This is a genomic window from Haloparvum alkalitolerans, assembly GCF_055381565.1.
The window spans coordinates 125,354-148,120 of record NZ_AP043938.1 but is presented as its reverse complement, the minus strand read 5'-3'; the positions used below and the strand labels follow the sequence as shown (position 1 = coordinate 148,120).

Sequence of the window (22,767 nt, the reverse complement as noted above, 5' to 3'; positions counted from 1 at the left end):
GCCCGGCCGATCCGGGAGTATGTTCGTCGAAGGGACGGTCCTCCGCGGCCGCGATTTCGAACCGGTGGAGGGACGCGTGGTCGTCAGGGACGGCGAGATCGCCGCGATCGAGGAACGGGAGACCGACAGCGACGACCTGATCTGCCCGGCGTTCGTCAATGCCCACACGCACATCGGCGACTCCGTGGCGAAAGAGGCCGGCGGGGGACTCTCGCTGGACGAGCTCGTCGCCCCGCCGGACGGGCTCAAACACCGCATCCTGCGCGCGACCGACCGCGCCGAGAAGGTCGAGGCGATGGCGCGGTCGCTGCGCTACATGGAGGCGACCGGCACCGGGACGTTCCTGGAGTTCCGCGAGGGCGGCGTCGAGGGCGTCGAGGCGCTCCGGGACGCGCTGGCGGGCCGCGACGGCGCCGAGGCGGTCGGGGAGCGCGACGTCGACGCGGTGATCCTCGGTCGCGAGGAGGAAGCGGTCCTGGAGGTGGCCGACGGCTTCGGCGCCTCCGGCGCGCGCGACGCCCACTTCGAGAGCGAGCGAACCGCGACCCGCGAGGCCGACAAGCTGTTCGGCATCCACGCCGGCGAGCGCGACGACCTCGACATCAACCCCGCGATGGACCTCAGGCCCGACTTCCTCGTCCACATGGTCCACGCCGGCGAGGAGCACTTGGACCGGCTCGCCGACCGCGCGACGCCCGTGGTCGTCTGTCCGCGCTCGAACCTCGTCACGAACGTCGGCATGCCGCCGATCCGGGAGCTGGCCGAGCACACGACCGTCGCGCTCGGGACGGACAACGTGATGCTCAACTCGCCGTCGATGTTCCGCGAGATGGAGTTCACGAACAAGCTCGCGGACGTCTCCGCGGCCGAGGTGCTCCGGATGGCGACGGTCAACGGCGCCGAGATCGCAGGCCTGAACAGGGGCGTCATCGAGGAGGGAGCTGACGGCAAACTGCTGGTGCTCGACGGCGACTCCGACAACCTCGCCGGCGCGCGCGACCCCGTGCGGGCGGTCGTCCGCCGCGCGGGCGAGGGCGACGTGAAGCAGGTCGTGCTGTAGCGCCGCGGAGCGCGAAGTCGACCGCGGGACAGTAACCGTTTTGCCGCTCCCCGGTCGCCGATAGTCCATGCACGCGATCACTCGGTCCGGCTGGATCGAGGTCATCTCCGGGTCGATGTTCTCCGGCAAGACGGAGGAGCTCATCCGCCGGCTCCGGCGCTCGGAGATCGCCGACCAGTCGGTTGCGGCGTTCACGCCCGCGATCGACGACCGCTACGGCGAGACGACCATCGGCTCGCACAACGGCCGACAGTGGGCGGCGACCGTGGTGGACAACGAGGGCGAGGGGCCTCGGGAGATCCTCGACCGGTACGACGGCGAGGCCGTGGTCGCGGTCGACGAGGCGAACTTCTTCTCGAACGCGCTGGTCGACGTCTGCTCGGAGTTGGCCGACCGCGGCGCCCGCGTCATCGTCTCCGGCACGGACCAGACGTTCCGCGGCGAGCCGTTCGACCCGCTCCCGCAGCTGATGGCGGTCGCGGAGTACGTCGACAAGCTCCAGGCGATCTGCACGCAGTGCGGCGAGCCCGCCACGCGCAACCAGCGCCTCATCGAGGGCGAGCCGGCCCACGTCGACGACCCGACCATCCTGGTCGGCGCTGAGGAGTCCTACGAGGCGCGCTGCCGGAACTGTCACACCCTGCTGACCGGCGAGCGCCCCGATGGACGCCCGGCCGGTGGCGACTGAGACACGCCAGCCGACGCGGCCGACCCCGATCCGAGCGACAAACGAGACCGATACGGAGTGATGCAGACCGATTCAGGCACCTCGATTTTCTGAAACTCGTGTCGGTGCGGTGCTGTGCGGTCGCGGAGCGGTGCGGTTGCGGTGCGGCGGGCGCGCGCCGCGGCGACCCTGTGTCGCCGCGACCGCGCGAGGGAGGCGGCGGCGCGGCCGCCTGCTGTGCGGTTCCGCGGCCGCGCCGCCGCCGAGGCTGGGGAGGTGCGAGGCCTGCGGTGCGGTCGCGGGGCGGTGGGTGGGACTGAAAGGGGCAGTCGGCTCGGTCCGGCCCCGACGACGTAAGCACCGCAGCGGGCTGTGCGGAGAGCGAGGAGCGCAGCGAGGCGCGGCCGGGCGAGCCGGCTGGGGCTTTCTAGACGTTGCTGTCTAGAGCAGCAGGCTCAACAGCAGTTATGGAAGCATAATCTGACAGAAAAACAGGACAATCACCGTACTCTACTCAGTATCGGGCTGATGTACACCGGTACGGCGCGTCCTTTAACCCGCTCGGCCGAGAAGCACCGGTGCGTGCCTTTAGTCCTCGCCCGAGTACTCCCGGACGGGAGCGATGACGGAGCGACGAACCCGGGCACGCGACACGACCGTCGTCACGTCACGACGACCGCCCGCCACGAGGGTTTCCCGGTCGACACGGCACGCCGCCAGAGATGAGACCGGTCGTTAGTGTCGCGGGCGATATCGATCAATCCCGCAGCCGCGGCTCCAACACGGGCGATGTCCGCCGAGGATCCGCAACGCAGTCGGCAGTCGGCAGTCGCGCCGCCGGAACCGCGCCTGTCTGGTCCCGCCGTGCGGTCGGGTCGAAGCACGCCCCCGGAGTGGCGACCTCGAAACACGAACGGCCGACTCGTCACCGGGTATAAGCCTCGCCCCCCACTTCGTCCGGCCATGTACGTCACGTTTCTGGGTACCGGGAGCGCGATGCCCGTCCCCGGGCGCGCACAGAGCGGGATCCTGCTGGAGACCGGCGACCGTGCGCTGCTCGTCGACTGCGGCAGCGGCGTGCTGGGCCGGCTCACCGGCACCGACGTCGGCTACGAGGGGGTCGGCACCGTCCTGCTCACGCATCACCACCTCGACCACGTCGCGGACCTCCTCCCGCTGCTGAAAGCGCGCTGGCTCGCGGGCGAGGAGCACCTCGAGGTGGTCGGCCCGGCCGGGACGAAGGACCTGCTCGACGACCTGCTGGAGGTGCACGACTACCTCCTGGACCGGATCGACCTTTCGATCCGCGAGGTGAGCGACGACCGACCCTTCGAGGCGGGCGGGTTCGCGGCCGCGGCTCGCGAGACGCGCCACTCCAAGCCGGGGTTCGCGTATCGGTTCGCGCCCGTGGACGCCGACGTGGCGCCGGGGTCTGGCCCGTTCGTCTTCTCCGGCGACACGGAGGCCTTCGAGGGGATGGCGCGGTTCGCGGACGGCGCGCGCGCCCTCGCGCACGACTGTTCGTTCCCGGACGACATCGACGTGTCGAACCACCCGACGCCGACGCAACTCGGCAGCGCACTGGCGGGCGCGGCGGTCGAGCACCTGTTTCTGACGCACCTCTACCCCCACACGCAGGGCAAGGAGGACGAGATGGCGGAGAGCGTCCGCGCGGCCGGGTTCGACGGGGAGATCCGGTTCGCGGAGGACGGACTGCGCCTCGAACTGTAGCTCCGACCGCCGGCGGAGAACCCGACGCCGGAACGGACCGACAGGCTTGTATGACTCGGTTGTATTATCTGGTAATATGGTGTTCAGCGACGAACTCCTCGACGCCGGAAGCGAGCTGTGGGCGGCACAGAAGCGGCACCCCTTCGTGGTCGAACTGGCGGAGGGGACGCTCGACGAGGCCGCGTTCCTGACGTGGGTGCGGCAGGACTACCGCTACCTGCTCGACTACGCGCGGACGTTCGCGGTCGGGGGCGCGGGCGTCCGCGACGAGGAGACGATGGCGCACCTGTTCGGCGTCGCCCACCGCGTGCTCGACGACGAGCTCGACCTCCACCGGTCGTTCGCCGCGGAGTACGGCATCGACCGCGCGGAGCTGGAGCGCGTCGAGAAGGCGCCCACCTGCGTCGCCTACACGAACTACCTGCTGCGGACCGCCGAGTCGCGGTCGGTCCCGGAGTTCGCGGCCGCGATCTACCCCTGCGGACAGGGTTACCTCGACGTGGCCGAGCACATGGCCGAGATCGCCGACGGCGAGCACCGGTACACGCCCTTCATCGAGAAGTACACGAGCGACGCCTTCCGCGAGGCCGTCGACTGGATGCGCGCGTTCGTCGACCGCTGCGGCGCGGCCTACCCCGGCTATCACGACGCGATGCGCGAGGCGTTCCTGACGAGCGCACGGCTCGAACACGCGTTCTGGGAGATGGCCTACACCGAGGAGGACTGGGGGACGCCGAGGCCCGCGGCCGTCGACGCCGGCACGCCGGGATCGACGTAACCCTCGGCGGTTGCGCGAGCGCCGCCGCGACCCCGTTGCTTAAGCGCACCTGGACACACCCTCCCTACATGAGCGGCCCACTCGCGGACGAGTTCGGGCGGGAGGTCACCGGGGTGCGGGTATCGCTGACCGACCGCTGTAACTTCGACTGCGTCTACTGTCACAACGAGGGGCTCGGGGACACGCGGGGTCCGATGGAGCCGAGCGAGGACGAGATGAGCGCCGACGACGTGGTGCGTTTCCTCGAGGTCGTCGAGGAGTACGGCGTCGACTCGGTGAAGTTCACCGGCGGCGAGCCCATGCTTCGGCAGGACTTGGAGGAGATCATCCGCCGCACGCCCGACTCGATGGAGGTCTCGATGACCACCAACGGCACCTTCCTCCCCGGACGCGCCGAGGCGCTGAAGGAGGCGGGCCTCGACCGCGTCAACGTCTCGCAGGACGCGCTCGACCCCGAGGAGTTCGCGGCCGTCACCAAGTCCGGTGCCTACGAGCAGGTGCTGGAGGGCGTCGAGGCCGCCCTCGACGCCGGGCTCGCGCCCGTGAAGCTCAACATGGTCGTCTTCGAGCACACCGCGGGCTACGTCGAGGGCATGGTCGACCACGTCGCGCGGAACGACGGCCTCCAGCTCCAGCTCATCGAGTACATGCCGGAGCTGACCGGCAAGCCGGAGTGGAACATCGACATCCAGCGCGTCCACGACTGGCTCGCCGACATCGCCGACCGCGTCGAGCACCGCGAGATGCACGACCGCAAGCGCTACTTCATCAACGACGCGGCCGCGCCCGAGGTCGACCTCGACGGCGGCGCGGTCGACGCCGACCACCCCGACGCCGCCGGCACCGGCATGGTCGAGATCGTCGACCCGGTCGAGAACGAGTCCTTCTGTGCCAACTGCGGCCGCGTCCGCGTCACCCACGAGGGCTACCTCAAGGGCTGTCTGAACCGCAACGACGACCTCCGGTCGATGGGCGAGATGTCCCGCGCCGAGATCGCCGAGACCTTCGAGGCGGTCGTCGCCAACCGCGTCCCCTACTACGGCGAGTACCTGGTTGAGAACGACGACGGTGAGTACGAGTTCAACGAGAAATACCTCGGCACGACGCCCGCCTCCGACTCCTCCCAGTCGTCCTCATCGTCGTCTTCTTCGTCCCCACAGTCCTCGTCGTCCTCGTCCGCGGACTGACCCTCGACCTTTTTCTGCGTCGGGTTCGCGCGGCGCAAGCGCCGCGCTCACCGCTCCTTGAAAAATGTCGATCAAAAAGGGCCGCGGGCGGCGCTGCGGGCGCTTCGCGCCCTCGCGCCGCCGCGGTCCCACAAACCTCGACAACCGTACCGCCACAAACCTCGACAACCGTACCGCCACAAACCTCGACAACCGTACCGCCACAAACCTCGACAACCGTACCGCCACAAACCTCGACAACCGTACCGCCACAAACCTCGACAACCGTACCGCCACAGCACCGCAACCGCACAACACCGCATCGGTTTCGCGTGAAGTGTTGGACGCTTCGCCACTACCCACGTTCAGTTTCGCCGCGGTGTGACTCCTTATGTATGTGGTGTGAGAACTACCAACAATGCCTGTTCGGGAGTCGGGCCCCGAGCGAGTCAACGCCTTTCTGATCGGCGACCGCTATCTCTTTCGGCATTACTTCGACGGCGACGCGGTCTTCGATCGGCTGAAGCCCTACTACGAACACGACGAGTATCGGTTCGCGGTCCCGCCGCGGCGCTTCGAGCAGATCCAGGCGTTTCTGGCCGACAGGGACTACGACCTGCGTGTCGTCGACGACCCCGCGCCGTTCGTCGTGGTGGTCCGCAAGTACCGCTCCCACCCGGAAAACGTCTTCAAAGCGGCCGTCCACCGATGGTCGACGCCCAACCACAACTGCTTCCTCCTCCGCGACGAGGGGTCGGTCGAGACGGCGGTCCGGTCCGGGGCGACGCGGCTTCCGGAGACATCCCTGTCGGTGTCGTTCGCGGACGGAGGGTGAGCCGGTCGCGGTACGACGCGCCGTGGGAACGCGCGTCACGGGGCGCGGCTTCCGTGATGTTTAAGTGCGGATACCGGGTTGATCGGAACGCACGTACTGTAGGGGCGGCGGGTCCCGAGTCCGAGAGGGCGACGTTACAAACGCGGGTTGCGGTAGCCAAGTCTGGCCCAAGGCGCAGGGTTGCTAACTCTGTGGCGTCTACGCCTCCGGGGTTCGAATCCCCGCCGCAACGCTCGAACCGACCCGAGTCCAGTATCGGACTCACAGACCTCAAGACATGAGTGCAGAAGAACCAGAGGACGACTTGACCGAAGAGGAGGCCGAGAACCTCCAGTACTTCGTTCGGATCGGGGGCGCGGACCTCGACGGGACGAAGACGGTCGAGCGAAGCCTCTCCGAACTCAACGGAATCGGCACGCGGACGGCGCGTCTCGTCGCCGAGAAGGCCGACGTGGACCGCAAGGCCACGTTCGGGCTGCTCGACGAGGACGACATCGACGCCGTCGTCGACGTCGTGGAGAACTTCGAGGACCACGTCCCCGAGTGGATGGTTAACCGGCAGAAGGACTTCTTCACCGGCGAGACCTCCCACAAGATCGGGACGGATCTCTCGGAGCAGCGGCGCCACGACATCAACCGCATGAAACAGATCAGCTCCTACAAGGGGCTCCGACACAAGCGCGGACAGAAGGTCCGCGGACAGCGCACGAAGTCCACCGGTCGTACCGAGGGGACCATCGGCGTCAACGTCGAGGAGATCCGCGAGGAGCAGGCGGAAGAGGAAGCGGCAGGTGAGGAAGAATGAGTACCGGCAAAAACACCAAGGGCTACGAGACCCCGAACCACCCGTTCCAGGGCGAGCGAATCGCCGAGGAGTCCGACCTCGTCGACCGCTACGGCCTGAAGAACAAAGAGGAGTTCTGGCGCGCCCAGTCCGAGCTGCGCAACATGCGCCGCGAGGCGCGGAGCCTGCTCGGCGACGCACAGGGTGACGTCGAGGCGGCCCAGGAGGCCGGCTCGGAGTTCGTCGCGCGACTTCGCCGACTCGACATCCTCGGCGAGAACGACGACATCTCCGCGGTCCTGTCGCTGGACGTGACGGACCTGCTCGAGCGCCGTCTCCAGACGGTCGTCTACCGCGAGGGCCTCGCGTCCTCGACCAGCCAGGCACGGCAGTTCATCGTCCACGGGCACGTCACCGTCGACGGCGCCCGCGTCACGCGGCCGTCGAAGAAGGTCGAGGTGTCCGAGGAGGACGCCGTGGCCTTCGACGAGAACAGCCCGCTGGCAGACGACCTCCACCCCGAGCGGGCGGAGGGTCAGGAGTAACCACCAATGAGCGAGACAGAAGAGAGCAAGTGGGGCATCGCCCACGTGTACGCGTCGTTCAACAACACGCTCATCACGGTCACCGACGAGACCGGCGCCGAGACGATCGCCAAGTCCTCCGGCGGGACCGTCGTGAAGCAGAACCGCGACGAGGCCTCGCCGTACGCGGCCATGCAGATGGCCGAGGTCATCGCGGAGGAGATCAAGGCGGCCGGTCTGGAGGGCGTGCACGTTCGCGTGCGCGGCCCCGGCGGCAACCTGAACAAGTCCTCGGGGCCCGGCGCGCAGGCGACGATCAGCGCGCTGGCGCGGGCCGGCATCGAGATCGGCCGCATCGAGGACGTGACGCCCATCCCGCACGACGGGACGAAGGCGCCGAAGAACAAGCGAGTCTAACATGAGCGACGCCGACTTCGACGTCCAGTACATCGAACGCGACGACCGCAGCGCGCGGGTGCTGATCCGCGGGCTCACGCCGGCGTTCGCGAACGGCATCCGCCGCGCGATGATCGCCGACGTGCCGACGTTCTCGATCGACACCGTTCGGTTCGTCGAGAACTCCTCGGTCATGTTCGACGAGATGATCGGCCTCCGTCTGGGCCTCGTGCCGCTGACGACGCCGCTCGACGAGTTCGAGGTCGGCGACGAGGTCACCCTCGCGCTCGACGTCGAGGGACCGGCGACCGCCTACTCCGGGGACATCGAGACCTCGGAGCCGATGGTGGAGCCGGCCGACGACAACGTTCCGATCATCGAGCTGAAGGAGGGCCAGCGGATCGAGCTGGAAGCCGACGCGGTGCTCGACACCGGCAAGGAGCACGCCAAACATCAGGGCGGCGTCTCCGTCGGCTACCGCCACCTCCAGCGCGTCACGGTCGAGGGCGACCGCGGCGAGTTCGACGAGGACGAGACGAACGTGCTCCGCGGGGTCATCGAGACCGAGGACGGCGACATCGTCCCGACCGCGGCGTTCGACCACGACCTCTCCGAGAAGTACCCCGGAAAGGAACTGACCGTCGAGGACGTCCCCGGCGCGTTCGTCTTCCACATCGAGACCGACGGCTCGCTGTCCGTCGAGGAACTGCTGCTCCGCGCGATCGACACCATCGAGGAGCGCGCGGACGAACTGCACACGAAAGTTAGCGTCTAACGACGTATGACCACCCGAATCACCACTTCCCGACCGACGCTCGCCGCCCCGTCGACCACCGCGGTCGACGGCGGCGGCACCGCCGCGAGCGGCGCCGACGGTACGTGCCGTCAGCCGTTCGCACGCGTGCGTCGGACCGAAAGTGGTTTTACGGGTGGTCGACTACCGTGGAGTGCACGCAGGGATAGCCAAGTCAGGCCAACGGCGCAGCGTTCAGGGCGCTGTCCTGTAGAGGTCCGCAGGTTCAAATCCTGCTCCCTGCACTCCACTTCTTTCAGACCCTCACACACGGAGGGACACCTATGAGTAGCAAGACGAACCCGAGACTACAGAACCTCATCGCCGAGCTGAAGTCGGTCTCGCGCGAGTCCGGAGCCAACGTTTGGCAGGACATCGCGGACCGGCTGGAGAAGCCCCGGCGCACGCACGCGGAGGTCAACCTGGGCCGCATCGAGCGGTACGCCCAGGAAGACGAGACCGTGATCGTTCCCGGCAAGGTGCTGGGAAGCGGTGCGCTGGAGAAGAACGTCACCGTCGCGGCCGTCGACTTCTCCGGGAGCGCCCGGACGAAGATCGAGCAGGCCGGCGAGACGCTGACGCTCGAACAGGCTGTCGAACAGAACCCCGACGGAAACAACGTGAGGATCCTCCGATGAGTCTGGCAGAGTTCAACGCCGACCTCGTCGTGGACGCCCGCGACTGCATCCTCGGACGCGTCTCCTCGAACGTGGCACAGGCCGCGCTCGACGGCGACCGCGTCGCCGTGGTGAACGCCGAGCACGCGGTCATCACCGGCAACACCGAGGACACGATGGACACCTACGAGACCCGGGCCGACCTCGGCTCGGACAGCGGGCCGTACTTCCCGAAGCGCCCGGACCGCATCTTCAAGCGAACGATCCGCGGCATGGTCCCGTACAAGACGGACCGTGGCCGCGAGGCGTTCTCGAACGTGCGCGTCTACGTGGGCAACCCCTACGAGCGCGACGACGACCACGAGGCGGTCGTCCTCGACGGCACCTCGCTGGACCGACTGTCCAACATCAAGTTCACCACGCTCGGAGAGGTCTCCGAGAAACTGGGAGCTAACGTCACATGGTAACGAACACTTCAGGCAAGAAGAAGACGGCCGTCGCCCGCGCCACCGTGAGCGACGGTGACGGCCGCGTTCGCATCGACTCCCAGCCCGTCGAGCTGGTCGAACCCGAGCAGGCGCGCCTCAAGATGCTGGAGCCGTTCCGCATCGCGGGCGAGGACCTCCGCGAGGACGTCGACATCGACATCGACGTCTCCGGCGGCGGCTTCAGCGGGCAGGCCGACGCGGCCCGCACCGCCATCGCCCGCGGCCTCGTGCAGCACTTCGGCGACGCCGAACTGCGCGACGCCTACATGGACTTCGACCGCACGCTGCTGGTCAACGACGTGCGCCAGGCCGAGCCCAAGAAGTGGGGCGGTCCCGGTGCCCGCGCGCGCTACCAGAAGTCCTACCGCTAGGTGATCCATCCATGATGATTCCCGTCCGGTGTTTCACGTGCGGCAACGTCATCGGCGAACACTGGGAGGAGTTCAAGGCCCGCGCCCGCGAGGGTGACGAGGACCCCGGCGAGGTGCTCGACGAGCTGGGCGTCGACCGGCACTGCTGTCGCCGGATGATGGTCAGCCACCGCGACCTCGTCGACGTGGTCTCCCCCTACCAGTAACCATGACGACACAACACCACAATCGGTACGAGAAGGCCCGCATCCTCGGCGCGCGAGCGCTGCAGGTGTCACACGGCGCGCCCGTGTTGACGGAGACCGACCGGACCGAACCGATCCTCGTCGCGGCCGAGGAGTACGACGCGGGCGTCCTGCCCTTCACGGTGCGCCGGGAGGAGCAGTAGTGACCCGCATCCAGTCGGTGTCGCTCCGGCGCGTGCTCGACTCTCGTGGCAACCCCACGGTCGAGGCGGACGTGCTGACGGAGTCCGGCGGCTTCGGCCGCGCCGCGGCGCCCTCCGGGGCGTCGACCGGCGAGTACGAGGCCATCGAACTCCCGCCGCAGGAGGCCATCGCGTCGGCCCGAGAGCTGGCGGTCCCCCGACTGACGGGGCTGTACGCCGGCGACCAGCGAGAGGTCGACGCCGCGCTGCGCGGCGCCGACGGCACCGAGGACTTCTCGGAGATCGGCGCCAACAGCGCGGTCGCGATCTCGATGGCGGCCGCGAAGGCCGCCGCCGACGTGCTCGGTGCGCCGCTGTACCAGCACCTCGGCGGCGCGTTCCGCGGCGACAACTTCCCGGTTCCGCTCGGCAACGTCGTCGGCGGCGGGGAACACGCCAAGGAGGCGACCCACATCCAGGAGTTCCTCGCGGCCCCCGTCGGCGCGCCGAGCGTCGAGGAGGCCGTCTTCGCCAACGCGGCGGTCCACGCGGCCGTCGGCGACGTGCTCGACGAGCGCGGCGTTCCCGCGGCGAAGGGCGACGAGGGCGCGTGGGCGCCCGCGGTCACGGACGCGGAGGCGTTCGAGATCGTCGACGAGGCGACCGACCGCGTCGAGTCGGAGGTCGGCTTCGAGATCCGCTTCGGCCTCGATATGGCCGCCGCGGAGCTGTACGACGCCGACGCCGGTTCGGACGGCGCCTACGTCTACGGCGACGAGGAGAAGTCGCCGGCCGAGCAGGTCGACTACGTGGCCGACCTCGTCGACGAGTACGACCTCGCCTACGTCGAGGACCCGCTCGACGAGAACGACTACGAGCGGTTCGCCGAGCTGACCGACCGGGTCGGCGACCGCACGCTGGTCTGCGGTGACGACCTATTCGTCACGAACGTCGACCGGCTCCGGACGGGCATCGAGCAGGGCGCAGCCAACAGCATCCTGATCAAGCCCAACCAGATCGGCACGCTCTCGGACACCGTCGACGCCGTCGAGCTTGCGGCGCGCAACGGCTACGAGACCGTCATCTCCCACCGTTCGGGGGAGACGGAGGACACCACCATCGCACACCTCGCCGTGGCGACCGACGCCGGCTACATCAAGACCGGCACGGTCGGGGGCGAGCGAACCGCCAAGCTCAACGAACTGATCCGCATCGCGGACGACGCAGTATGACCGAGGACAACGACGCGGTCGAACTCGAGGAGGATGCCGAGCCCGAGGAGGCCGGCGAGCCCGTCGAGGAGGAGACCGCCACGACAGACGAACAGCCCGCCGAGGCGGCCGACGAGGCCGCCGCGGAGGAAGACGACGCGTCCCCGTTCGACGAGGACGTCATGCCCGACGAGGAGGCCGACCTCCTCATCCCCGTCGAGGACTACCTCGGTGCCGGTGTCCACATCGGTACCCAGCAGAAGACGAAGGACATGGCGCGGTTCATCCACCGCGTCCGTGACGACGGGCTCTACGTGCTCGACGTGAGCCAGACGGACGGCCGCATCCGCACGGCCGCCGACTTCCTGGCCAACTACAACCCCGAGCAGATCCTCGTCACCAGCTCCCGGCAGTACGGCCGCTTCCCGGCCGAGAAGTTCGCGGACGCCATCGGCGCCCGCGCCCGCACCGGGCGGTTCATCCCGGGCACGCTGACGAACCCCGACTACGCCGGCTACATCGAGCCGGACGTGCTCGTGGTGACTGACCCCATCGGCGACGCGCAGGCGGTCAAGGAGGCCATCACGGTCGGCATCCCCGTCATCGCCATGTGCGACTCGAACAACCAGGTCTCGAACGTCGACCTCGTCATCCCGACGAACAACAAGGGCCGTCGCGCCCTGTCGGTCGTCTACTGGCTGCTCGCCAACGAGACGCTCGACCGCCGCGGCGCCGACACGGTCTACGCCCTCGAGGACTTCGAGGCCGAGCTGTAAGCCGGTTTTCCTCCTTCGATCCGACCTTCAGTTTCCGCTTTCCGTTCCCGCCAGCGGCCGCTCCCGGTCGCGAGTGCGTACTGATACCGATACTTAGTGTTGCAGACCGATTCGGAAATCTCGCTTTTCTGAAACTCCCGGCGGTGCGGTGCCGTGCGGTCGGCGCGCGCCGCGGCGACCCTGTGTCGCCGCGACCGCGCGAGGTCGCCAGCGCGCCACTGCACGCTGGCTGCTCGAAAATCTCCGATTTTCGGTGGAGGCGGTGGCGCGGCCGCATTGCGGTGTCTCCGGCGCGCCACTGCACGCCGGAGGCCAGCGGGACGCGGTTTGTCCCGCGCTGCGGTTCCGCGGCCGCGCCGCCGCCGAGGCTGGGGAGGTGTGAGGCCGCCGTGCGGTTGCGGGGCGGTTGCGGTGGGTGGGGCTGAAAGGGGCAGTCGGCTCGATCCGGCCACGACGACGCAAGCACCGCAGCGGGCTGTGTCTCCAGCGTCGCCGTGAGCGCGGTGCGGAGCGAACGGCGGCTCGAAAATCTCCGATTTTCGGCGCGCCACTGCACGCTGGAGGCTAGCGAGACGCGGGTTGTCTCGCCAAGCGGAGAGCGAGGAGCGCAGCGAGGGTCCCGCGAGGAACGAGCGGGACGACGGCAGTCGCAGCCCGGACCCGTCCGTCGGGTGGTGCTGAGAGACGCAACGGAACGCCCGGACCGCCTGCCGGAACGCGGCCGGATCGAGCCGACTGGGGCTTTCTGGGTGGTGCCGTCCCGATCAGCAGGACCTGCAACAGACACAGAAACACCATCTTCTGACAGAAAAACAGAACAACTACCGTACTCTACTCAGTATCGGTCCCTTTCGGGACGCTCACACGCTTCGTCCGGCGCGAGGTCGGGCGCCTACTCCGCGAAGTCGCGCCGCATCGCGATCTCGAACCACGGGCAGAGTCGGAGCTGGCGGTACCACTCGGGGTGTTCGTGGAGGTGCTCGTAGTCGACCCACAGCATGCCGGCGATCTCGTCCTCGTCAGGGTCCAGCGAGGCGTCGTCGAGGGTGACCTTCAGCACCGCACAGACCTCCCACTCCAGCCCGGCGTTCTCGTAGTAGCGCTTGTACTCGAACTTGTCCGTCACGCGGAGGTCGTTGTACTGGTCGGGGGTGATCCCGAGTTCCTCCTCCAGTCGCTGGCGGGTCGCCTCCTTCTGTGACTGCCCTTCGACGGGGTGGGAGGCGACCGTCCCGTCCCAGTGGGTGTCCCACAGGCGCTTGTCGGGCGCGCGCTGGGCCAGCAGGAGGTGGCCGTCGCCGTCGAAGATCAGGCAGGTGAACGCGCGGTGGCGGATCCCGTCGCCCGTGTGAGCGTCGAGGCGGTTCGCGAGCCCCTGCTCGTTGTCCTCGGCGTCGACTCGGATAACGTCCTGCGCGGCGTTCTCGTGCTCGAGGTCCCCCTCGTCGGCGGCGCCCGACGCGTCCACGTCGGTTCCCTCGGCGGCGTCCGTGGTGCTCATACGGGGAGTCACGGAGACCGGGACTAATAAGCGTTCGATAGTGCGCGGTCCGCGCGGCCCGCGCGGCTCGCGCGCTCCACGGGGCGTGTGCGCCCGACCCCGGTCCCGCCGTCCCGACGCTCCCGTCGGAGCACGGGCAGGAACGGCCGCGACTGCAACGTATATCCGTGGTAGTTCCTACCGTGACGTATGAGGGATACTCACAAGACATCGAGCGGTGGCGGCGACCCCGACGGCGTCGGGAGGCGGCGGTTCCTCGCGTACGCGGGCAGCGGCGCGACCGCGACGCTTCTGGCCGGCTGTTCCGGCGAGGACATCGACGACATCACGCCGACCGAGGGCGGTGACGGCACCGACTCCGGTGGCGGGAGCGGCACCGACGACGACGCGGACGGCGACGGCGAGAACGCGAACGCCATCACCATCGTGCAGGACTCGCTGCCGACGACGCTCGACCCACACGACCACCGCGAGGCGGTGACGACGCGGTCGCTCGCACAGGCGTACGAGGGGCTCATCAGGCGGAACGCGGACACCGAGATAATCGCCCAGCTCGCGACCGACTACGAGCGCCTGGACGACGAAACCGTTCGGTTCCACCTCCGGGAGGGCGTGCAGTTCCACAGCGGCAACGAGATGACCGCCGAGGACGTGGCCTACAGCATCAACCGCACGGTCGACCCCGACGTGGGGATCGCCAGTCCGCAGGCCGACCAGCTGACCGGCGTGGCGGGCGCGGAGCCGTCGATGGACGGCGCGGCCGTGGACGTGAACCTCACCAGCGTCAACCCCGCGGTGTTCGCGCTGTTCGCGGCGTACCTCACCGTGATGGAGCGGGAGTGGACCGAGAGCCGCGATGACGGCGAAGTCGGCCGGCAGATGAACGGCACCGGTCCCTACGAGGTCGGGGCGTACGAGGAGGACGTGGAGCTCGTCTACGAGCGCTTCGACGACTACTGGGGCGATCAGCCGGACGTGGCGCAGGCGACGTTCCGGGGGTCGACGGAGTCCAGCTCCCGGTGGAGCGCGCTGGCCTCGGGCGAGGCGGACCTGATCACCGACCTCAACCCTAACGACGCGCCGCAGGTCGAGGAGAACGAGGACACGCGCATCGACTCCTCGCCCGCGACGCGGCTCGTCTTCGTCGCGATGAAGTACAACGTCGAGCCGTTCGACTCGGTGCCGTTCCGGCAGGCGATGAACTACGCCATCGACCTCGACGCGATCATCGAGAACGTGCTGTCGGGGTTCGGCATCGCGCTCGGTCAGCCCACGCTCCCGGACTTCTTCGGCTACAACCCGGACGTGGACCCGTACCCGTACGACCCCGAACGGGCTCAGGAGCTCGTCGACGAGAGCCCGTACGACGACGTGAGCCTGACGCTCGACTCGCCGGTCGGCGACGTGTTCGGCGACGTGCAGGTCGCGCAGGCGGTCGCGGGCTACATCAGCGACCTCGACGGGGTCTCCTGTCAGGTGCAACAGCGCGAGTTCGCGTCGCTCGCGAGCGAGCTGACCGACGGGAACATGGAGACCTCGCCGGACATGTACCTCATCAGCTGGGGGAACGCCTCCTTCGACACCAGCGCCATCGCCATCCCGGTGCTGGCGAGCTACGGGTCGCTCACGACCTACGCCAACGACGACCTCGACGAGCTGTTCCGCGCCGCGGAGGACGAGCCGGACGTGGAGGCCCGCCGCGACCTCTATCACGAGGCGATGGCGCTGGCTCACGACGAGGCGCCGTGGATCTACCTGCACCAGCACCACAACCTCTACGGGATCAGCGAACGCCTCGACTGGGAGGCGCGCGCTGACGAGCAGATCTACGTGAAGGACATCGGGCTGTAGACCCCCCGAACGCGATTTTTGGTCCCGATCCCCGAGATGCCGACCGCGCTCAGGGATGCCGCTGGAGGTCCATCTTCCGGAACCCGTCGTCCCACTCCTCGCCCTGTTCTTTCGCCACCTCGTAGACACGCCGGAGCTCCGGGACGGGGTCCTCGTGGTCGTCGACGCGCACGTCGTGTTCGAGCCGCGGCTCGTCGGGGTCATAAACCCGCAGCGCGGCGCTCTGGGCGTTCTCCGCGCGCTTGTCGCCGCCCGCGTCCTCGCCGGCGGTGACGGCGGCGAGCAGCCGCTCGGGCAGCGGCTCGTCCGCGGCCGCCTCGTACGCCTCCGCGGCCGCCTCCACCACGTGCTCGCCGTCGAGCATGTTGCCCGCGACGGTGTAGCCGTCCCCCTCGATCCCGCCGAACCAGTCGACGCAGTTCTCGCCGGAGTGGTGGAACGTCGTTCCGTGGACGTCGACGCCGTGGACCTGGCGCTCGTCGGCGTGCTCGTCGCGGTCGATCAGCGTCCGGACCGCGGCCGCCACGTCCGCGCCCTCGTCCATCAGTCGGGCGGCGCGTCTGCCGAGCGGGATCGAGACGGTCGCCTGCGAGGAGAGCGCGCCGTGGTACGAGAGGTTGGGCGCGAGCGATCCAACCGTGGGCGCCTTCGTCGCGATGACCACGCCGTGTCGAGTGCCGTCCGTCGCGCAGATCGAGTACGTCATGCGATCCGATCGCACACGGTAGATAAAGGAATGCCGGAGACGGCAGCCCGCACCGGGGACGGCGCTCCGTCGGGGACCGAAGTCCGCTCGCTACTCCAGGACGACAAGCACGTCGCCCATGTCGACGCTGTCGCCCTCACCGACGTGAACGCTCGCCACGGTGCCCCCGCGCTCGGCGACGACGTCGTTCTCCATCTTCATCGCCTCCAGCACGCAGACCACGTCACCGGCGCCCACCTCGTCGCCCTCCTCGACGTCGACCGAGAGGATGGTTCCCTGCATCTCCGCCTCGATGGCCTCGCCGCCCTCCGCGACCTCGACCGCGGCGCCGTCGTCGTCGCCCTCCTGCGCCTGCGGCGGCCGTTCCGCACCGCCGGTGCCGCCCGCCTCCGGCGTCGGGATGGCGGGGGCACCGCGCTCCTCCAGCGAGACGTCGAAGCGCTTGCCGTTCACCTCGACGGTGAAGTCGCGCTCGGTGACCTCCTCGTCGCCGTCCTCGTCCGCGGTCGCGTCGCCGGTGCCCCACTTCTCCTGGGCCTCCGTGACGCGGTCGCGGTCGAGCTCCTCGTCGAGGTACTTCGTCGTGTGCGTGCCGCCGACGAAGCGGTCGTCCTCCAGCATGAGGCGGTGGAACGGGACGATGGTGACGACGCCCTCGATGTCGTACTCGGCGAGCGCGCGCCGGGAGCGGGCCAGACACTCCTCGCGGTCCTCGCCCCAGACGATCAGCTTCGCGATCATCGAGTCGTAGTCGGTCACCAGTTCGTCGCCCTGCCGGAGCGCGTCGTCGAGGCGGACGCCGATACCGCCCGGCGGGTCGTACGTCTCGAGGCTGCCCTCGTTGGCCGGCTGGAACTCCTGAGCGGCGTTCTCCGCGTTGATGCGGAACTCGATGGCGTGGCCGTCAAGCGTCACGTCGGACTGCTCGACCGAAAGCGCCTCGCCGGCCGCGACCCGGAGCTGCTCTTTCACGATGTCGATGCCGGTGAGCTCCTCCGTGACGGTGTGCTCGACCTGAATGCGGGTGTTCACCTCGAGGAAGTAGAAGTTCGCGTCCGGGCCGAGGAGCTCGCCCGGCTCGCGGTCGCCGTCCTCCTCGACGAGGAACTCGACCGTGCCGGCGTTGTAGTAGTCGGCCGCGGCGACGCCGCGGCGGGCCGCCTCGCCGATCTGCTCGCGGAGCTCCTCGGAGAGCGCGGGGGACGGCCCCTCCTCGATGACCTTCTGATGACGGCGCTGGAGCGAGCAGTCGCGCTCGCCGAGGTGGACGACGTTGCCGTGTTCGTCGCCGACGATCTGCACCTCGATGTGGCGGGGGTTCTCGAGGTAGCGCTCGAGGTAGACGGAGTCGTTCGAGAAGTACGCCTCGCCCTCCCGCTTGGCCGACTCCAGCTGGTCGGCCGCCTCGTCCGCGCTCTCGACGACCTTCATGCCGCGGCCGCCGCCGCCGCCTTCCGCCTTGATCGCCACGGGATAGCCGTGTTCGTCGCCGAACGCCGTGACCGCCTCGACGTCGTCGACCGGTTCGGTCGTGCCGGGGACGATGGGCACGTCCGCCTCCTCCATCACGCGGCGGGCGTGGGTCTTCTCGCCCAGCCGCTCCATCGCCTCGCTGGAGGGGCCGACCCAGGCGATCCCCTCGGCGTCCTCGACGCGAGCGGCGAACTCGGCGTTCTCCGCGAGGAAGCCGTATCCTGGATGGATCGCGTCCGCGTCCGCCTTGCGCGCGGCCTCGACGATCGCCTCCTGGTCGAGGTAGGAGTCGGCCGCGCGCGCCGGGCCGACGTTGTACGCCTCGTCCGCGTACCGGACGTGCCCGCCGTGCTTGTCCGCCTCGCTGTAGACGGCGACGGTGTCGATCCCCAGCTCCGCGCAGGCGCGCATCACGCGCACCGCGATCTCGCCTCGGTTGGCGACCAGAACCTTGTCGAACATTCTTGCAGGGTCTTCCACGAACGACCACCTCATTCTGTCGGTCTTTCCCGAGCGAGTCAACGGAGCGCATCGCCCCGGTCGACCGAGAATTGGTGTCGATGCGCAGCCGCCGACAGCGCCCGCGGACGCGCCGCGTTCTCACCGGGGATATTCCGGGGGATAGACATTTATACTCCCGCTCGAAAGGAACGCTGTCACCGGGATTCGGGGGAAGACCGGGGTCACATCCGGGGCGCGACCGACACAAGGGAAGTCGGGGGAATGCGCCGCCGGCCGACGAACATCGGCCGTTCGTTTCGTCCGCACACGCAGACGACGCCGAGCGCCGGCGCCATTTCTCACCGCCGTCAGACCCTCCCGCCGTCAAACCCCACCGCCGTCAGAACCGGTCCGCGCGCCCGGCCGCGCTCCACGCGTCCCGCGGGGCGTCGCGAGGGACGCGGACGGTCCGCCGGCTCGTCGACTCCAGCCGGCCCGCGAACGTCCAGCGGTCGCCGTCCCACGTCTCCTCGGCTCCGTCGGCTGCCGCGGCCGCGGCGGCCGCCTCCTGGTCGCGAAGGTGGGCCGCGACCGCCGCGACGATGGCCGCCGCTTCGCCCTCGTCGGCGTCGTCCGGGATCGCGAGCGCGGCGGGATCGAGCGCCGGCGCGGCGTCGCGTTCGCCCTCTCCCTCCCGCGGACCCGTGCCGTCCGGCGCGGTGTCGTCGGTCGCCATCAGATCGGGATGTTGCCGTGTTTCTTGTCCGGGAGGCTCTCGCGCTTGCCGGTGAGCATCTCCAGGTCGTCGATGAGGCGCGCGCGGGTCTCCTGCGGCTCGATCACGTCGTCGATGAAGCCGCGGTCCGCGGCCGTGTAGGGGTTCGCGAACTCCTCGCGGTACTCGTCGATGAGCTCCTGTCTGCGCGCGTCGGGGTCGTCCGCGGCCGCCAGCTCCTCGCGGTAGAGCACGTTGACGGCGCCCTTCGGGCCCATCACCGCGATCTCCGCGGTCGGCCACGCGTAGTTCACGTCGCCGCCGATGTGCTTCGAGGACATCACGCAGTAGGCGCCGCCGTACGCCTTCCGGGTGATGACCGTCAGCAGGGGGACGGTCGCCTCGGAGAAGGCGTACAGCAGCTTCGCGCCGTGGCGGATGATGCCGTTGTGCTCCTGGTCGGTGCCGGGCATGAACCCGGGCACGTCCTCGAAGGTGACGATCGGGACGTTGAACGCGTCACAGAAGCGGACGAACCGGGCGCCCTTCTGACTCGACTCGATGTCGAGCGTCCCCGCGTTGACGCGGGGGTTGTTCGCCACGATCCCGACGGAGCGGCCGTCGAGGCGGGCGAAGCCGACGACGATGTTCTTCGCGAAGTTCTCCTGGACCTCGAAGAAGGAGCCCTCGTCGACGACGCGGCCGATCACGTCCTTCATGTCGTAGGGCTTGCGCGGCGCGTCCGGAACGATGTCGTTGAGCTCGTCGTCCGCTCGCTCGGGGTCGTCCCACGGCTCGACGCGCGGCGGGTCCTCGACGTTGTTCTGCGGGAGGTACGACAGCAGTCGGGCGATGTCGTCGAGGGCGTCCTCCTCGCTCTCCTCCGCGAAGTGCGCGACGCCGGAGGTGGAGGTGTGGGTCACCGCCCCGCCGAGTTCCTCGAAGGTGACCTCCTCGCCGGTCACCGTCTCGATCACGTCCGGTCCGGTGATGAACATGTGCGACGTGTCCTTCACCATGAAGGTGAAGTCCGTGATGGCGGGGGAGTAGACCGCGCCGCCCGCGCACGGGCCCATGATCGCCGAGATCTGCGGGATGACGCCGGAGGCCTCGGTGTTGCGGCGGAAGATCTCCGCGAAGCCGCCGAGCGAGGCGACGCCCTCCTGGATGCGGGCGCCCGCGGAGTCGTTGAGCCCGATGACGGGCGCGCCCACGTCCATCGCCTTGTCCATCACCTTACAGACCTTCTCGGCGAAGACCTCGCCGAGCGACCCGCCGAAGACGGTGAAGTCGTGCGCGAAGACGAACGTCTTCCGACCGTTCACCTCGCCGTAGCCCGTCACCACGCCGTCGCCCGGGATCTGGTTCTCCTCCATCCCGAACGTGTGGTTCCGGTGCGTCCGGAACTGGTCGAACTCGTGGAAGGTGCCGTCGTCGAGGAAGTAGTCGATCCGCTCGCGCGCGGTCATCTTCCCCTTCTCGTGTTGGGACTCGATGCGGTCCTCGCCGCCGCCCTTCTCGGCCTCGGCGCGGCGTTCTCGCAGGTCCTCGATACGGTCGTCCATCGTCACGCGGGACCACCTTCAGTCATTACGTCGTGAGTCTCCGAGCGTCGGCAAAAGGGTTCTGCTACACGACGATATTGTGGTTCGACGTCCGTCGTACCCGCTCGTGTCCCGTCCCCCGTCTCGGTGACGATAGCCGAAACACGCGGGATAGCGATACTTAGTGGAGCACGGTAGTTGTTCTGTTTTTCTGTCAGCTAGTGGTTTTTCTGTTTCTGTTGCAGATCCTGCTGCGCTCGACAACAACGCCCAGAAAGCCCCAGTCGGCTCGACCAGCCGCGTTCCGGCAGGCGGTCCGGGCGTTCCGTTGCGTCTCTCAGCACCACCCGACGGACGGGTCCGGGCTGCGACTGCCGTCGTCCCGCTCGTTCCTCGCGGGACCCTCGCTGCGCTCCTCGCTCTCCGCTTGGCGAGACAACCCGCGTCTCGCTAGCCTCCAGCGTGCGGTAGCGCGCCGAAAATCGGAGATTTTCGAGCCGCCGTTCGCTCCGCACCGCGCTCACGGCGACGCTGGAGACACAGCCCGCTGCGGTGCTTGCGTCGTCGTGGCCGGATCGAGCCGACTGCCCCTTTCAGCCCCACCCACCGCAACCGCCCCGCAACCGCACGGCGGCCTCACACCTCCCCAGCCTCGGCGGCGGCGCGGCCGCGGAACCGCAGCGCGGGACAAACCGCGTCCCGCTGGCCTCCGGCGTGCAGTGGCGCGCCGGAGACACCGCAATGCGGCCGCGCCACCGCCTCCACCGAAAATCGGAGATTTTCGAGCAGCCAGCGTGCAGTGGCGCGCTGGCGACCTCGCGCGGTCGCGGCGACACAGGGTCGCCGCGGCGCGCGCCGACCGCACGGCACCGCACCGCCGGGAGTTTCAGAAAATCGAGGTGTCTGAATCGGTCTGCAACAGTAAGTATCGCGGTTCGGTAGTTCGGCTTATCCGCCGTGCGTGTAGCCCCGGTCGGGAAGGGGCTCGCCGTCGGCGGTCACGCCGGCTTCGGCCGGCTCGACCGTCCCGATCCGGGCGATCCGGGTCGGTGAGCGCTCTCGGATCGCGTCGAGCGCGCGCTCGGGTGCGGTGAAGACGAGTTCGAAGTCCTCGCCGAAGTGGGCCGCGAGTTCGAAGCGTTCCGTCGCGTCCGAGGCGACCTCCTCCACCGCGGAGTGGACCGGGACCCTCTCGCGGTCGACCGCGAACCCAACGTCGCTCGCCGCTGCGATCTGGTGGAGCGAGCGGGCCAGTCCGTCGGAGGAGTCCATCATCGCGCTCGCGCGGCCGGCGAGCACGCGACCGGCCGCCACGCGCGGGGCGAACCGGAACAGGTCGTTCGCGCGCTCCGTCTCCCCGGCTTCGAACAGCCGGAGGGCGGCCGCGGTCCGGCCCCACTCGCCCGTGACACAGACCGCCTCGCCGGGTTCGGCGCCGGTGCGGCGGACCGGCCCCGCACGCTCGTCCACCTCGCCGAACGCGGTCGTGGCGACGGTGAACTCCGAGTGTTCGTCGAGGTCGCCGCCGACGTATTCGGCCTCGACGGCCGCGCACACGTCCCGGGCGCCCTCGAGGAACGCCGTCAGCTCCTCCGGATCGAAGCGCTCGTCGGCGTACACCGCGACCGCGGCGGTCGCGGCCGCGCCCATCGCCGCCACGTCCGACAGCGAGGCGCCGACCGCGCGCCAGCCCGCGGTGTAGCGCGTCGTCCCGGCCGGGAAGTCCGTGCGCTCGTGGAGCATGTCGGTGGTGACGACGGTGTCGCCCACGACCGCCGCGTCGTCGCCCGCGTGTGGGAGGGTGGCGCCGATCCGCGCCAGCGCCTCGCGTTCGTCCATCGGGCCGGGGTTCGGCGGCGGCGGACTAAAAGGGGTCGGCACGCGGCCGGAATCCCGACGCTCCGGCCCTGTAAACCGTTCCCACGGTGCCTCCCGAATACGATGACTTTAAACGGCATGCGACGGAATTTGG

Annotated in this window: 23 protein-coding genes, 2 tRNA genes and 1 pseudogene; 20 read left to right on the top strand and 6 right to left on the bottom strand. The window is 69.0% G+C overall.

All coding sequences use genetic code 11. The features are described 5' to 3' along the window. Positions 1–19: 19 nt before the first annotated feature. The 19 genes and pseudogenes from ACZ432_RS03150 (at position 20) to rpsB (ending at position 12,564) form a co-directional block, all read left to right on the top strand. Positions 20–1,060 carry an amidohydrolase family protein gene (locus tag ACZ432_RS03150; protein ID WP_426964711.1) on the top strand — a complete coding sequence of 347 codons (1,041 nt, stop codon included), beginning with the start codon at positions 20–22 and terminating at the stop codon, positions 1,058–1,060. A 67-nt stretch (positions 1,061–1,127) separates the two neighbouring features. Beyond that, on the top strand, positions 1,128–1,748 hold the full coding sequence (locus ACZ432_RS03145) for a thymidine kinase (protein WP_426964710.1): 621 nt from the start codon (positions 1,128–1,130) through the stop codon (positions 1,746–1,748). Between the two features lie 942 nt (positions 1,749–2,690). Next, a complete protein-coding gene (locus ACZ432_RS03140; protein WP_426964709.1) occupies positions 2,691–3,458 on the top strand; it encodes an MBL fold metallo-hydrolase in 768 nt (255 codons plus the stop codon). A 76-nt stretch (positions 3,459–3,534) separates the two neighbouring features. Then, on the top strand, positions 3,535–4,236 hold the full coding sequence (gene tenA / locus ACZ432_RS03135; RefSeq protein WP_426964708.1) for a thiaminase II: 702 nt from the start codon (positions 3,535–3,537) through the stop codon (positions 4,234–4,236). A gap of 68 nt (positions 4,237–4,304) precedes the next feature. Continuing rightward, positions 4,305–5,354: pseudogene (gene moaA, locus ACZ432_RS03130) on the top strand (GTP 3',8-cyclase MoaA); the annotation flags it as partial. A 466-nt stretch (positions 5,355–5,820) separates the two neighbouring features. Continuing rightward, a complete protein-coding gene (locus tag ACZ432_RS03125) occupies positions 5,821–6,237 on the top strand; it encodes a hypothetical protein (RefSeq protein WP_426964707.1) in 417 nt (138 codons plus the stop codon). 146 nt (positions 6,238–6,383) lie between these two features. After that, positions 6,384–6,469: transfer RNA gene (locus ACZ432_RS03120), tRNA-Ser, on the top strand. A 45-nt stretch (positions 6,470–6,514) separates the two neighbouring features. Then, the gene (locus ACZ432_RS03115) at positions 6,515–7,042 is read left to right on the top strand and encodes a 30S ribosomal protein S13 (RefSeq protein WP_426964706.1); all 528 of its coding nucleotides are present in this window, start codon (positions 6,515–6,517) and stop codon (positions 7,040–7,042) included. After that, positions 7,039–7,566 (top strand): 30S ribosomal protein S4, encoded by a 528-nt coding sequence (locus tag ACZ432_RS03110; RefSeq protein ID WP_426964705.1) that lies wholly within the window; start codon positions 7,039–7,041, stop codon positions 7,564–7,566. Before ACZ432_RS03115 ends, ACZ432_RS03110 begins: the two co-directional genes overlap by 4 nt. A gap of 6 nt (positions 7,567–7,572) precedes the next feature. After that, the gene (locus ACZ432_RS03105; RefSeq protein WP_426964704.1) at positions 7,573–7,962 is read left to right on the top strand and encodes a 30S ribosomal protein S11; all 390 of its coding nucleotides are present in this window, start codon (positions 7,573–7,575) and stop codon (positions 7,960–7,962) included. Position 7,963: 1 nt separating this feature from the next. Further along, complete coding sequence (locus ACZ432_RS03100) at positions 7,964–8,716, top strand: DNA-directed RNA polymerase subunit D (RefSeq protein WP_426964703.1); 753 nt, start codon at positions 7,964–7,966, stop codon at positions 8,714–8,716. Positions 8,717–8,894: 178 nt separating this feature from the next. Further along, positions 8,895–8,979, top strand: a tRNA-Leu gene (locus ACZ432_RS03095). Between the two features lie 39 nt (positions 8,980–9,018). Beyond that, entirely contained in the window at positions 9,019–9,372 is a 354-nt protein-coding gene (locus tag ACZ432_RS03090; protein WP_426964702.1) for a 50S ribosomal protein L18e, read from the top strand. Beyond that, positions 9,369–9,818 (top strand): 50S ribosomal protein L13, encoded by a 450-nt coding sequence (locus tag ACZ432_RS03085; protein ID WP_426964701.1) that lies wholly within the window; start codon positions 9,369–9,371, stop codon positions 9,816–9,818. Before ACZ432_RS03090 ends, ACZ432_RS03085 begins: the two co-directional genes overlap by 4 nt. Further along, positions 9,812–10,210 (top strand): 30S ribosomal protein S9, encoded by a 399-nt coding sequence (locus ACZ432_RS03080; protein WP_426964700.1) that lies wholly within the window; start codon positions 9,812–9,814, stop codon positions 10,208–10,210. The genes ACZ432_RS03085 and ACZ432_RS03080 overlap by 7 nt, the downstream gene beginning before the upstream one ends. An 11-nt stretch (positions 10,211–10,221) precedes the next feature. Further along, positions 10,222–10,416 (top strand): DNA-directed RNA polymerase subunit N, encoded by a 195-nt coding sequence (locus ACZ432_RS03075; RefSeq protein ID WP_426964699.1) that lies wholly within the window; start codon positions 10,222–10,224, stop codon positions 10,414–10,416. Positions 10,417–10,418: 2 nt separating this feature from the next. Further along, complete coding sequence (locus ACZ432_RS03070) at positions 10,419–10,598, top strand: DNA-directed RNA polymerase subunit K (protein WP_058365788.1); 180 nt, start codon at positions 10,419–10,421, stop codon at positions 10,596–10,598. Beyond that, positions 10,598–11,809 carry a phosphopyruvate hydratase gene (gene eno, locus ACZ432_RS03065; RefSeq protein ID WP_426964698.1) on the top strand — a complete coding sequence of 404 codons (1,212 nt, stop codon included), beginning with the start codon at positions 10,598–10,600 and terminating at the stop codon, positions 11,807–11,809. The genes ACZ432_RS03070 and eno overlap by 1 nt, the downstream gene beginning before the upstream one ends. Then, positions 11,806–12,564, top strand: coding sequence for a 30S ribosomal protein S2 (gene rpsB / locus ACZ432_RS03060; RefSeq protein ID WP_426964697.1), 759 nt, complete (start codon positions 11,806–11,808; stop codon positions 12,562–12,564). Before eno ends, rpsB begins: the two co-directional genes overlap by 4 nt. 892 nt (positions 12,565–13,456) lie before the next feature. Here the strand turns inward: rpsB and ACZ432_RS03055 are convergent. Continuing rightward, on the bottom strand, positions 13,457–14,065 hold the full coding sequence (locus ACZ432_RS03055) for an NUDIX hydrolase (protein WP_058366885.1): 609 nt from the start codon (positions 14,063–14,065) through the stop codon (positions 13,457–13,459). Positions 14,066–14,254: 189 nt separating this feature from the next. Between ACZ432_RS03055 and ACZ432_RS03050 the strand changes: the two genes are divergently transcribed. Next, positions 14,255–15,916, top strand: coding sequence for an ABC transporter substrate-binding protein (locus ACZ432_RS03050; protein WP_426964736.1), 1,662 nt, complete (start codon positions 14,255–14,257; stop codon positions 15,914–15,916). Positions 15,917–15,965: 49 nt separating this feature from the next. Here ACZ432_RS03050 and ACZ432_RS03045 read toward each other — a convergent pair whose 3' ends face one another. The 5 genes from ACZ432_RS03045 to thiL all read right to left on the bottom strand — a co-directional run bounded on the left by ACZ432_RS03045 (position 15,966) and on the right by thiL (position 22,634). Continuing rightward, positions 15,966–16,622, bottom strand: a complete 657-nt coding sequence (locus tag ACZ432_RS03045) for a DUF1028 domain-containing protein (RefSeq protein WP_426964737.1) — start codon at positions 16,620–16,622, stop codon at positions 15,966–15,968. Positions 16,623–16,712: 90 nt separating this feature from the next. Then, a complete protein-coding gene (locus ACZ432_RS03040; RefSeq protein WP_426964738.1) occupies positions 16,713–18,557 on the bottom strand; it encodes an acetyl-CoA carboxylase biotin carboxylase subunit in 1,845 nt (614 codons plus the stop codon). Positions 18,558–18,936: 379 nt separating this feature from the next. Then, on the bottom strand, positions 18,937–19,272 hold the full coding sequence (locus ACZ432_RS03035) for a hypothetical protein (protein WP_426964739.1): 336 nt from the start codon (positions 19,270–19,272) through the stop codon (positions 18,937–18,939). Next, the gene (locus ACZ432_RS03030) at positions 19,272–20,816 is read right to left on the bottom strand and encodes an acyl-CoA carboxylase subunit beta (RefSeq protein ID WP_426964740.1); all 1,545 of its coding nucleotides are present in this window, start codon (positions 20,814–20,816) and stop codon (positions 19,272–19,274) included. The genes ACZ432_RS03035 and ACZ432_RS03030 overlap by 1 nt, the downstream gene beginning before the upstream one ends. A gap of 927 nt (positions 20,817–21,743) precedes the next feature. Further along, positions 21,744–22,634 (bottom strand): thiamine-phosphate kinase, encoded by an 891-nt coding sequence (gene thiL / locus ACZ432_RS03025; RefSeq protein WP_426963102.1) that lies wholly within the window; start codon positions 22,632–22,634, stop codon positions 21,744–21,746. Between the last annotated feature and the right edge of the window lie 133 nt (positions 22,635–22,767).